Source organism: Tritonibacter aquimaris, assembly GCF_009617595.1.
In the GTDB taxonomy this organism is placed as follows: Bacteria; Pseudomonadota; Alphaproteobacteria; order Rhodobacterales; family Rhodobacteraceae; genus Epibacterium; species Epibacterium aquimaris.
In genome coordinates this window covers 25,842-37,981 of the sequence record NZ_WIXK01000011.1, presented here as the reverse complement: position 1 = coordinate 37,981, position 12,140 = coordinate 25,842, and the positions used below count along the sequence as shown (strand labels likewise).

General features: G+C 57.7%; 10 protein-coding genes. 6 read left to right on the top strand and 4 right to left on the bottom strand.

Annotated elements, in window-relative coordinates; all coding sequences use genetic code 11:
* Positions 1-20 precede the first annotated feature (20 nt).
* From GG681_RS15915 to GG681_RS15895, 5 genes are all read left to right on the top strand, one after another.
* On the top strand, positions 21-680 hold the full coding sequence (locus tag GG681_RS15915) for a rhomboid family intramembrane serine protease (RefSeq protein ID WP_153549028.1): 660 nt from the start codon (positions 21-23) through the stop codon (positions 678-680).
* Positions 681-892: 212 nt separating this feature from the next.
* Positions 893-1,369 carry a UDP-N-acetylglucosamine--LPS N-acetylglucosamine transferase gene (locus GG681_RS18040; RefSeq protein WP_214645156.1) on the top strand — a complete coding sequence of 159 codons (477 nt, stop codon included), beginning with the start codon at positions 893-895 and terminating at the stop codon, positions 1,367-1,369.
* Positions 1,366-1,866, top strand: coding sequence for a glycosyltransferase (locus GG681_RS15905; protein ID WP_194287207.1), 501 nt, complete (start codon positions 1,366-1,368; stop codon positions 1,864-1,866). The genes GG681_RS18040 and GG681_RS15905 overlap by 4 nt, the downstream gene beginning before the upstream one ends.
* A gap of 486 nt (positions 1,867-2,352) precedes the next feature.
* Entirely contained in the window at positions 2,353-2,907 is a 555-nt protein-coding gene (locus GG681_RS15900) for a VPLPA-CTERM sorting domain-containing protein (RefSeq protein WP_153549026.1), read from the top strand.
* A gap of 317 nt (positions 2,908-3,224) precedes the next feature.
* Complete coding sequence (locus tag GG681_RS15895; RefSeq protein ID WP_153549025.1) at positions 3,225-4,088, top strand: spondin domain-containing protein; 864 nt, start codon at positions 3,225-3,227, stop codon at positions 4,086-4,088.
* 94 nt (positions 4,089-4,182) lie between these two features.
* Here the strand turns inward: GG681_RS15895 and GG681_RS15890 are convergent, their stop codons facing one another.
* The 4 genes from GG681_RS15890 to GG681_RS15875 form a co-directional block, all read right to left on the bottom strand.
* Positions 4,183-5,448, bottom strand: a complete 1,266-nt coding sequence (locus GG681_RS15890) for a Coenzyme F420 hydrogenase/dehydrogenase, beta subunit C-terminal domain (protein ID WP_153549024.1) — start codon at positions 5,446-5,448, stop codon at positions 4,183-4,185.
* A gap of 169 nt (positions 5,449-5,617) precedes the next feature.
* Positions 5,618-6,457, bottom strand: coding sequence for a CpsD/CapB family tyrosine-protein kinase (locus tag GG681_RS15885; RefSeq protein WP_153549023.1), 840 nt, complete (start codon positions 6,455-6,457; stop codon positions 5,618-5,620).
* 43 nt (positions 6,458-6,500) lie between these two features.
* Positions 6,501-8,060, bottom strand: a complete 1,560-nt coding sequence (locus tag GG681_RS15880; protein ID WP_153549022.1) for a GumC family protein — start codon at positions 8,058-8,060, stop codon at positions 6,501-6,503.
* Positions 8,061-8,921 carry an ExeA family protein gene (locus tag GG681_RS15875; RefSeq protein ID WP_153549021.1) on the bottom strand — a complete coding sequence of 287 codons (861 nt, stop codon included), beginning with the start codon at positions 8,919-8,921 and terminating at the stop codon, positions 8,061-8,063.
* A gap of 527 nt (positions 8,922-9,448) precedes the next feature.
* On the opposite strand from GG681_RS15875, the gene GG681_RS15870 reads away from it, so the two are divergent.
* On the top strand, positions 9,449-11,887 hold the full coding sequence (locus GG681_RS15870) for a tetratricopeptide repeat protein (protein ID WP_153549020.1): 2,439 nt from the start codon (positions 9,449-9,451) through the stop codon (positions 11,885-11,887).
* The last annotated feature ends 253 nt before the right edge of the window (positions 11,888-12,140 follow it).

The window sequence follows — 12,140 nt, the reverse complement described above, 5'->3', positions numbered from 1 at the left end:
GGCTATGCTCTAACAGGGGTATGAGTGAGCTACCTGCCATATCATCGCGCCCGCGCAGGCGTTATGCGCTGCTTTTGTGGGGGCTTATTGCGCTGTGCTGCCTGCCGGAGCTGGTGTTTCTGGCCGCTGATCAGGGCTGGATTGCCGCCGGGCCCTGGCGCAGCCTTGCGTTGCAAAACGCCGCCTTCTGGACCGGGATTTTGCACAATTGGCGGCCCAATTACGCGCTGCAACCCTGGGTGATGTTTGTCTCTTATGGGTTTTTACATGCGGATCTGTGGCATCTGCTGGGCAATATGCTGGTGCTGGCCATTCTGGGGCGCATGGTGCTGCTGCGGGCGGGGGCTTTTGGCTTTTGTGTCATCTACCTGATGTCGCTCTTGATGGGGGCAGCGACTTTTGCGCTGCTGTCTGCCAGTGTGCAGCCGATGGTGGGCGCATCTGGCGCGCTGTTTGGCCTGATTGGGGCCTGGCAGCTGTGGCAATGGCGCGCGCTCTCGGGGGAAAGCCGCTGGGGGGTGGTGCGGGTGATGCTGTGGCTCATCGCGCTCAATGTGATTATGGGGCTTTTGCAACCTGGTGGTGTGGCCTGGGAGACCCACCTGGGCGGCTACCTTGGCGGCGGGCTGGCGGCGCTGCTGCTGTCCTTATCAGGCAAAAACAGCACAAAACCCCGCTGATCGCCCCTGCTGTGGCCCGGATCAGGCTGTTTTAAACAGGGGCAGAAGGTCAGCGCAAATAAGCCGATGCGTAAAAAAGCATTTCGCTATATCCCAAAGAGGTATAGATTTATGCAGGTCAGGCGGCCGCACCAGCGGTCTTTAGCAGTGTGCCGGAGGCAATCCGGCAGGTCGGAGACAATCCGGCGGGTTTTGAAACAGGGTATTTTAGCGTGAAGAAGCCTCCCCATGTTTTGGCAATTGCATCTGCAGGTGGGCATTGGGTCCAGCTGCGACGCCTTACCCCTGCCTGGGTCGGCTGCCGGGTGACCTATGTGTCAACCGATCCCCAGCTGCGCGACACCGTTCTGTCTGATCCGCAAGACGCCGCAGAGGTGCGGTTTTACGCGGTGAAAGATGCCAACCGCTGGCAAAAGCTGCGTCTGCTTTATTCCCTGTGTCAGATCATCTGGATCATGCTGCGCAGCCGCCCCGATGTGGTGATCACCACCGGCGCAGCGCCTGGTTTTTTTGCCCTGCGCCTGGGCCGCCTCATGGGTAAGCGCACCGCCTGGATTGACAGTATCGCCAATGCGGAAACGCTCTCGCTGTCGGGACAGATGGCGGGGGGCTGCTGCGATCTCTGGCTGACCCAATGGGAAAACCTCTCCAAACCCAATGGCCCTTCCTACAGCGGATCCGTTATATGATCTTTTTAACGGTTGGCACCCAGCTGCCCTTTGATCGCCTGACCCGCGCCATGGATGAATGGTGCGGTGAACATGCTAAAAATATTAAGGTTTTTGGCCAGATTGGCATCATTGGTCCCAACAGTTATATCCCGCAGAACTTTGAATGGGCCCAAAAAATCAGCCCCGATGATTTCACCCGCCGGGTCAAATCGGCCACTGCGGTGGTGGGACATGCGGGGATGGGATCGATCATCACCGCTATGACATTTCGCAAGCCCACGGTGATCATGGCGCGGCGCGCCCATCTGGGGGAGCACCGCAACGACCACCAGGAAGCCACGTTGCAACGGTTCAAATCGCGCAGCGGCCTGCATGCGGTGGCAAACGCGGTTGAACTGTCACAGCAGCTGAATGGCATTTTGCAGACCGGGCAGCAAAACAGTGGCAACGGGGTGCCGCCTTTTGCCGAAGAGCGTCTTATTCAACGGCTGAGCAGCTTCATCCACAACGGCTGATCTCGGATCACAGCTTGGATCACGACCTGCGTCACCGCGTGGGCGCAGCAGATGCTGAGACAGGCGAGCATTGGATTGGTCGCAACTCCCCCAATACCTGTGTTGCTTACCCTCGAATGCTGCATCGCCGCATGGGGGCATTAAATTGCTTTTTACGCATTTATCAGGCGATGTGTATTGCATATTCACAAATATGAAAATCGCGAAACCTCCCATTGATTCGTATCCTCAGCTACCAATTGTGCAGATGCAGAAGATTGATCTCAAACCGTCGTCAATCTTGATCTCAACGAGCGATTGTTCCCCCTTGTCTCTGTGTGTTTTTGGCAAATACGCCTGTTTTTTACCACAAATTCGCAACTAATCTTACCCAAGGCCACATCTGCGATTTGCAAAGAAGATCCCATTAGTTAATGAACTCTTGGAAGACCTTAGCGCGTTCGTATTTTCGGATGCCTTACTTTTGTAAAAACCTTAGGGGTAGTTATGTTGAAAAATATCAAAGTCGTCGCAGCAGCAGCAGCACTTTCTCTGGCAGCCGTTTCTGCACACGCAGCAACCATCAGCGGCAACGTTCAGATCACCGGTGGTATCGACCTGGACGCGAGCACCTTCGCATCTAACGGTAACGTTACTTTTGCTGGCACCAGCTCCGCGCAAAACGGTTCCGGCACCCTGGCTGTTGTGAACCCGAACTCTGTTGCTCTGGTTTCTGACATCGACTTCTCGCAAGTTGGTCAAACCATCTGGACCATCGTAACCGGCGGTTTCACCTTCTCCGCGACTGATTTCGCTGATTTCGACGACAACGAAGGTCAGTTCACTGCAACCGGCGTTCTGAGCGCAGCTGGTTTCGAAGACACCGTAGCACTGCTGGCATTTGACACCGTTGCTCTGGGTGGCGCAGAAAGCTACACCGCACAGATCGTTTCCACCGACGCAGCAGTAGCACCGGTTCCGCTGCCTGCAGCTGGCTTCCTGCTGGTTGGCGCTCTGGGTGGTCTGGCAGCTGCTGGCCGTCGCAAGGCGAAAAAAGCCTAAGCGCTTTTTAAATCATCAAGAATTCAAGACGGGGTGCCAGCTGGTGCCCCGTTTTTTTGCGCTCTGGTGGTCACCTCCGCAGAGCGCGCACCTGCTTCATGTCCCCCATTGGTTAACCCCCCATTAACCCTTTTGCCCGGTCTCACGCGGTTCTGTCTCAGACGTGATCCCACGTGACCCTGATCGCGCGGTGCGGCTGTATCCAGCTGTTTTAGCGCAATGGTAGAAAAAACAGGCCAGGGCTGCCCCACACAGACCATCAGATTTCAGGCCGCTGCGCTGGCACCACCACACAGGGTTCCTTACGGAGAAAAACCATGAAGTTACTGACCGCAATCCTTGCTACCACCACCATGCTGGCGCTGCCTGCAGGTGCCACAACGCTGCGCATCACCGTCACCAACAACCAAAACGCTGCCGCCAACGGCAATGATGCAGGTTTTGCCCTGACCCCGGTTTATGGCGCGTTTCACAATGGCAGCTTTGACACTGTGACACTGGGCGAAGAGGTCTCTGCTGGTGTGGAAACCCTGGCTGAACTGGGCAGCCCGGCGGCGGTGCGCGCCGAGCGCGAAGCGGCATTGCCCGGCTCAACAGCTGCTGTAATTGCCAATGGTCGCCCGATCTTTGGCGGCGAAAGCGCCAGCGCCGAGGTGGATATCACCGATATTGCCAACCAGCGCTATTTCAGCTTCCTGTCGATGATCATCCCGTCAAACGATCTGTTCGTCGCCAATGACAATGCGCTGGCCTATGATCTGTTCAATGATGACGGCAGCTTTGTTGGTCCACAGACCATCAATATCACCGGGCTGCAGGTATTTGATGCGGGCACCGAAGAAAACAACGCCGATGTTTCTGGTGGCGCGGCCTTTATTGCAGGCTCTAACGCGCCGGGTGGTGTCGACACCGACGGGGTGGCAAGCGCAGGTTTTGCAGCACTGGAAGAGTTTTTGGGCACCACAACGGTTGCGGGCTTCAATATTGATCCGGAACTTGCACCCCCAAGCTTCTTTGCCGATGCCAGCAATGCGGGCCTGTTCAACATTGCCACCATCACCATCGAAGAGGTGGTTGCACCGGTGCCGCTGCCAGCGGGCGGCGCATTGCTGCTGTCTGGTCTTGCCTTTGGTGGCTTTGCCGCCCGCCGCAAAGCCCGCAGCACATCTAAACGCGCCTAAGCGCTCCAGCTGGCTGTAGCAGCTGTGAAAATATTATGGGCCGCCCTATCCGGGGTGGCCCATTTCTATACGGTTTTACAATCAGCGTTTAAAGTCAGGGCTTTGACCAGGGTTTGCCCTTAAGAATGCGGCGGGCAGTACCGATGGTTGAGCCTATTTTCTCCCGGCGCGACAGGGTCAGCCAGATGCCAAACAGGTCAAGACCCTTGAACTTGGTATTGGGTAGGAAAAACAGCCGGTGCATCAGGCGCCGTCCCCAGACCGCGCCTTTTTTGCGCAGCAAGCCTTCCTGGGATTTATCAAGCTTCCAGGTTTCTGCCGGGGTGGCCTGCAGATAGCCCGCCGCAATTGCGCCTTCGATGATCTCCTTGCCCCGTTTGGTGCGGGCCACAATCAACGAAAAGCCGGGGTTTTCGCCATCCGGTTCCTCATACCAGGGATCGCCACATGAAATATCAGCCAGCTCACCAGATCCATCTGGCCAAAGCTGTGTCGCCCAGGGGCGGAATTTCTGCAAAAATGCCCAGCTGCGCTGATAGATCCAGTGCTGGCGCGGCTCTTCTGCGCTGTTGCGGGTGGTGAAATACCCAGGCCAGCCATACCCACGATAGCGCAGGGTTTCCAAACTGTCCTCGGGGACGTCGAACTTCTCCATCAGCTTGCGGGTGGCCAATGTGGGCGGCGTTTCCGCACAGAAAAACGATAGCGTGACGCCCACTTTTTCTTTCAGCGCCGGAAAGGCTTCCATAGCGTTGCGGGTGGCGACGATTTCAACCGGTTTGCCAATCACCACACAGGGTGCGGGTGCCGTTTCCACATGTTCCAAACCTTCGCAGATGGCCGCTGGTGAATAACGCGAGCCCACAGCCGCGAGCAGATCCGCGCGCGAATGCGACATGCGCGTCTTGTTGCGAATGGGGTCATCGATGTCTTCACCGGTATGAAGGACGCCGTGATGGCCAAGCTCGGTCAGACAATAGAGCGAAATGGCTGTCAGCGCGCCACCAGAGCTGCCTTTGAACCGGATCTCTTCATCGGTTGCGTGGCCTTCCCAAATGCCGGTGATTGCCCCCCAGTTGCGTTCCGTCACTTTGTCGACTGCTGGTTCATAATCGGGCAAGCGTTTGAGCTGGCCAAAATCAGCTGAGACCGAAGGGCAGACCGCATGCGATAGGCGTTTGGAGCGCGCGCTCAGATCTGGAGAAAACAAAGGCCGCCGCCCTACATGGTCTACATCCACCATGGTCACTTCGGATTTGTCGCAGACATAGCGACACACGCCACATCCAAGGCACAACAGCGGTGAGTGCACCTGGTTTGTCTTGGCTTTTTCACCCATTGTCACATGTCTCCCAGACATTTGCCTGACTCTTAAAATACAGGCTGAGGCAGATAAGCTGGGCTAAACCTTGGTTGCGCCATGCGTGTTTGCCAAAGTTGGTCCCCGCCCTGGCCTGTGGCACAGCTGCGCCGCCCGGCGAGGGCAACAGATGTGTGCTGCGACCAGGCCCCTGGCTCAGTTGTCTGCCTCAGTAATAATAGTTGTAATCATAAGCATGTTGCGAATGCGCCGTGTGGCGGCATTTGTTCAGCACCACCCCCATCACATTGGTCAGCTCAGCCACCTGGCGTTCCGCCAGATCGATCTGCGACATGCGGGTTTCCTCGGCCGCGACCATAATCAGGGCGCAGTCCACATTCTGCAAAAAGCCAAAATTGTCGTCACTGGCCAGAAGCGGCGGCATATCAAACAGCATCAGATCGGGCTGATAGCTGGCTTCAATCTCATCGAGCACCGCTTTGGTCTGCTGGCTTTGCAGGATTTCCGAGGGGTTTTTCACCTTGGAGCTGCCGCCAAGCCCAAAACCCACATTGTCACCATAGCGCAGACCCTGCTCAGCAAAGCTCACCGAGCCTTCCAGCACCGCAGAGATATCATGGGCAACTGTCTGTTCCAGCATTTTGGTGAGACCCGCACGACGCATATCAAAATCAAACACCAATGAGTGCAGATCCTGCTGGCGCGCCAGCGAAAACGCCAGATTAAGCGCGGTGGTGGATTTGCCGCAGGCCGCATGGGGCGAGACAATCGCCACCCGGCGCCAGCTGTTTTGTTTGCACAGTTGCAGCATGCGGGTGCGCAGCAGATCAAAAGGCGCGCTTTCGCTGCCCTGATCCATGGTGCGCACGCGGTTGCGCGTCAAAGAGCGATTGTTGAGCGTGAGCGGCGTCAGCGCCTCCCAGGCTTCAGCCACCGGGCCCAGCTCAGGGGCCTCGTCCATCTCAGCGACAGTGCCACGCTCGCGTACCGGGTTGGTCTGGCCACGCAGTGCACGGGCCTTTTCAATCGCAACCTGTAAACGTTCCATCGTTATATCTCCCGAACTGGATGATGGTGCTGGAGAAGCAAGATCACCAGCGGACCCCCAGTTTGTTCATGATTTTATCTGCAATCAGATCCAGCGGCAGATAGTGAATATGCACCATATAAATGGCTGTAGGCACCCCAAGGGCAATCAGCAGGGCAATCACGATGCGGCGCAGGCGCAGGCGCACTTGCTGACCCTGGGTTTGCACATAGGGAATGGTGGTCAATGGGGTAATGCCAAGCTTGCTGACAATATCTTCCGGCCGACGCGGCGCGGAATTCAGCATCTCCAGCAGCACAATCAGGCCAAGACCAAGCAAGATACCAAAGCTGGTGCCGCCGCCGGCAATCATGATCCGGTTGGGTTTGGTGGGCTGGGTTGGCACAGAGGGCTGTTCGATCACCGACAGACGCTGACCGCGGGCGCGGGTTTCGATCTGATCACCGGTCTGAGCCTTGGCCAGACGATCCTGCGCCTGGGCGTATTGACCTTCCAGCGCCCCATATTCGCGCTCCATTTCTTCCAGGACAATGGAGACCTCAGGGGTGCGCGAAATCGAAGCATCCAGGAGTTTCAGCCGTTCCTGCGCCTGGATCTTCTGCTCCATCAGCGCGGCAACACGGCTGTCCACTTCGCTCAGCTGTACAGCCAGGACTGCGGGCAGCTGCTCGGTGTTGGAGGTGTCACCATCTTCTTCGTTGAGATTGGCCTGCGCCGCAACGCTGACCGATTGCAGCAACCGGTCGACCCGGGCTTGCAGCACTTTTACCCGCGGGTTGGTGGCGGAATAGATCGCCAGCGCATCTGCCAGCTCATTTTCGGCCGCTTCCAGCGCAGCTTCTTCCGGGGTCTTGCGCCGGTCCAGCGGTGTTTCCACATTGCCGGTCAGCTCATAGAGCTGTTTCAGCCGGTCGCGCTGGCTGTTGAGATCAGAAACATCGCGATCCACCTGGGTGATGCGGTCCTGAAACACGGATTGCTGCGACAGGCGGAATTCAAGGCTTTCGGGCAGCGCGCCGCTGTTTTTCTGTTTGAACTCCAGAATGCGTTTGCTTTGCGCATCCAATGCGGCGCTCAGACGGTCCACTTCGCGGACAAAGAAATCCAGCGTTTCACCAGAACGGCCCCGGCGGAATTCAGCGTCGCGGGCCTGGATCAGCACCAGATAATCATTCAGCACCCCCGCCGCGATACGTGGATTAGACGCCTCAAACTGGATGGTCATGATCGGCGCTTCGCCGCGGCGGGCCCCTTTGGCGCGAATGGTGGTGCGGGCGCGCATGGCCGCAACAATCGCATCCGGGTTCATCTCATCGATTTTGGGGAAGGCCTTCAGCTTATAGGCCACATCCAACATGTTTTCGCGCGCCAGCAGGTGTTGCTGCACCAGCTGCAACTGCTGATAAGCCGGGGCCTGCACCGTCGAAGCCGCCAGCTCCTCCGGGATCTGCGGGCTTTCCATCACCAGAACCGCACGGCTTTCATAGGCCGGGGGCAGCGACATGGCCGCAATGATTGAAGCGGCAGAGATCACCATAGCCACAATCAGGAAATAGGAAAACCGACGGCGGAAAATCGAAAAATAATAGCGGATGTTGTCCATTTAGACAGCTTCCTCTTTGGAGGGGCGCGTACGGCGCATATAGACGCCGTCATCGAGCAATTGAGTTACAGTATCCAGGCTGACCTTGGGCTCTTCCGAGCTCCAGGCATACAGCAAGGAAAAATCACACAGCTGATTGACCAGACGGGGGGTGCCCCCGGTCTCGGCAAAAATCAGATCAAACACTTCCGGGTCGAATTCTTCACCGGAACCACCCGCAATCTTGAGCCGGTGGCGAATATAGTCTTCCATTGTGCTCCGGCTCATCTTGGAGAGATGATAATTGGAGGCAATGCGCTGAAACAGCTGTTCCAGCTTGGGGTTCATCACCATATCGCGCAGCTCGGGCTGACCCACCAGCACCAGCTGCACCAGAACATCTTTGTTCGAGTTGATATTGGTGAGCATGCGCAGCTCTTCGAGCCCTTCCATCGAAAGGTTCTGCGCCTCATCAAACACCAAAACCACCCGACGCCCATTGGCATATTCGGTCAGCAGGTGATCCTGCAGCGCCTGAAACATTTCCACATAAGAGGCCTCGGGCGCGGTTTTTACATAAAGCGCATTGAGGATCCATTGGATCAGCTCACCGCGGCCGCCCTGCGCATTGGAGACCAGCCCCACGGTGACATCATTGCCAAGACGCGACAGCAGCTCCTGCAGCAATGTGGTTTTGCCCGCGCCAATTTCACCGGTGACCAGCGCAATCGGGGCCTGGGTGAACAGCGCATATTCCAGCACCGCAAAGGCACGTTTATGCTCTTTGGACCAAAACAGATAGGCAGGATCGGGCACCAGTGAAAACGGGCGCTCTGTCATGCCGAAATGAGCGGCATATAAAAGATCGGATGGGGCACTCATTGCATTTCAAACATCTAACAAAGGGATCTGGGACATGCCCGCTCCACATAATGAATTTCGCGAGGATCGCCAGCCCCGAGCCAAAGTGGCTTCGGTATAGAGGAGCCTTATGAGATTTGCATCACAAATTCAAATGCCCCACAGGGATTCAGCGGGGAATTCTCGCCGAAGTGATCCCCATGTCGACGCCTGATGCTGCAAATGCAGCATTGGACCCAAAGCTCAGGCTGTCAGATAAGAACACTATGCTGCGCACAGGCCATACCAGGCCTCCATCAGGCAATCATAGGCGGGCTTAATATGAGCAAAACCAGCCAGAGCGCGGTAAAGACCACAGGTGGGGACCTGAAGCGGGAGCCTGAAACGGGGGCGGGGGCTAAAACAGGGGCCTGAGCTCATCACATCCTAGTATTTGTCTCATTGTGGCGCTGTGCAGGAATCCGCTGGTGTTATAGAAGAGGGCAACTGTCAGGGATTCGACGCCTGCTGCCGTGGACGCTGATAAGAGATTGTAAGGTATACTGCATATGTTGAAACGTTTTTTAGTAATTGTTTCTTTTGTCGCAACAGCTTGCCTGGTGGCAGCCTGTGATTCGTCCGAAGAGCGCGCCGAAGCCCATTTCCAAAAAGGGCAGGAGCTTTTGGAACAAGGCGAAGTGGAACGGGCTCTGGTGGAGCTGCGCAATGTGTTCCAACTGAACGGCGAGCACCTGGAAGCGCGCCGCCTCTATGCAAGCACCGTGGCAGATCAGGGCAATCAGGCTGCAGCCTATTCCCAATATCTGCGCCTGGTCGAACAATACCCCGAAGATCTCGACGGGCGCACCAAGCTTGCGCATATGTCGGCGCAATCTGGCAATTGGACCGAAGCTGAACGCCATCTGGAAGCAGCCGAAGCCCTTGCGCCCAATGACCCGGTGCTGCGCTCCGTGCGGGTGGGGTTGAACTATCGCAATGCGTTGCGCGATGAGGATGACCTGGCCAAGGCCGAAGCAGCCAAAGTGGCCAATGCGCTGCTGCAACAGGATCTGACCCTGCCGGTGGCCCAGATGGTAGCGGTGGAAAACCTGGTGCGCCTTCAGGACTGGGACAGTGCCCTGGCGCTGGTGGACCGGCTGCTGCAGGTTTCTGACGCCTTCAATCTGCACCGTCTGCGCCTGAGCGTGCTGGACCAGCTTGGCGAACGCGATGCGGTGGCCGATCACCTGCGCCTGATGGTGGATCGCTTCCCCGAGGCCGGTCTGCACCGGGCGCTGATTTCACGCCTGATCGAAGATGGCCGTCTGCCAGATGCCGAAGCCTATCTGCGCGATCGCATCGCCAACCAGGCCCAAAACGGAGAAGAAGGCCCTCAGCCCCGTCTTGAGCTTTTGTCCTTTATCACCGAGCAGCGCGGCATCGATGCCGCCATCGCCGAGGTAGACCGCATGCTGGAGGACGATCCAGCCGAAGCCATGGTGCTGCGCTCGCTGCGCGCCAATCTTGATTTTGAACGCGGCAACCGCGATCAGGCGCTGGCGGCGATGGATGCGCTGATCAAAGAGGCCCCCGAAAGCCGCGAGACCGACACCATCAAAGTGCTTTATGCGCGTATGCTGCAGGAGGTGGACAATGTGGTTGGCGCCCGCGCCCTGGTCGAAGAGGTGCTGGAGCATGACTCAAGCCAGATCGGTGCCATCAAGCTCAAAGCGGGCTGGCTGGTTGAAGATGACCGCCCCGGTGATGCGCTGGTGGAACTGCGCGCAGCACTGGACAATGCGCCGCGCGACCCGGATATCCTGACGCTGATGGCGCAGGCGCACCAGCGTGCGGGCGATCACACGTTGATGGCGGAAATGCTGGCCATGGCGGTTGAGGTCTCGGGCCACCGCCAGGCAGAGGCGCTGCGCTATGTGACCCATCTGGTGTCGGAAGATAAGCTGTTTGCCGCAGAAGAAATCCTGCTGTCGGCGCTGCGCAATCAAAACGAAGATCCGCAGCTTCTGGCCCGTCTTGGTGATCTTTATGTGCGCAGCGAAGACTGGGGCCGGGCCCGTCAGGTCATGACCCGACTGGAAGCGCTCAACCTGCCCCAGAGCGAAGCCCTGGTGACCGAGCTCACCGCGCGGCTGCTGGCGGCGCAGAACCGGGCGCAGGATCTGACCAGCTTCCTCAATGAGCTGACCAAAGATCAGACCAACCTTGGGGCATCGGCTGCAATCATCCGCCTGCATCTGGCCAATGGTGATGTGAGTCAGGCGCTGGAATATTCCACCGAACTGCTCAATGCGGATCCTCAAAACCCCACGCTGCGTTTCTTGCAGGCAGGTGTTCTGGCCACCGAAGGCCAATTGGATGAGGCTGCCGTGCTGCTGCAGGCGCTGACGCAGGAATTCCCCCAAAGCGAACAGACCTGGCTGTCGCTTTATCGGGTGCAGCGCAGCCAAGGCCTGCGCGACACGTCGGATGCCACGCTGGAACAGGCCGCAGCCGCCCTGCCAGACAGCAGCAATATCAAATGGGTTCAGGCCAGCGTTGCTGAGGCCCGTGGTGATATCGACAGCGCCATTGCCACCTATGAAACCCTCTATGAGGTCGACAGCGGCAATGTGATTGTGGCCAATAACCTGGCGAGCCTCTTGGCCACCTACCGCGATGATGAAGACAGCCTGCAGCGTGCCTTTGTGGTGGCGCGGCGTCTGCGCGCGGCCGAGCAGCCCGCGTTCCAGGACACCTATGGCTGGATCACCGCGCGACTGGGCAATCTGCAAGAAGCGCTGGATTATCTGGAGCCTGCTGCCGTGGGCCTTGGCAATGATCCGGTGGTGCAGTTCCACCTGGCTGAGGTCTATCGTCAGCTGCGTCGCGACCAAGACGCGCTGCCCTATTATCAACGGGTGGTGGATCTTGTTGCCGCAGGCGCCAATGAGCCGCCGTTTATGGATCAGGTCACATCCGAGATCGCCCGTATTCAGGCGCTGCAATAACCCAGATCAGGCGCGCCCTGTGGGGCGCGCTGATGAGAGCGACAAAAAACCGGGCGTTCACCAGCGCCCGGTTTTTCTATGGTTGATGTCTGGCGGGCAGGGCAACACGGGATCATGTCTTTAAGAGTGTCTGCACCACGCAGCGCACAGCGAACGATCATATTCATCAATATATGGCGTATTGGAGGGCGGCTGCCGGTAGGGGCGGGATAATGCGTGACGCGAACCGGACTTTCATACACCAAGCGGCGAA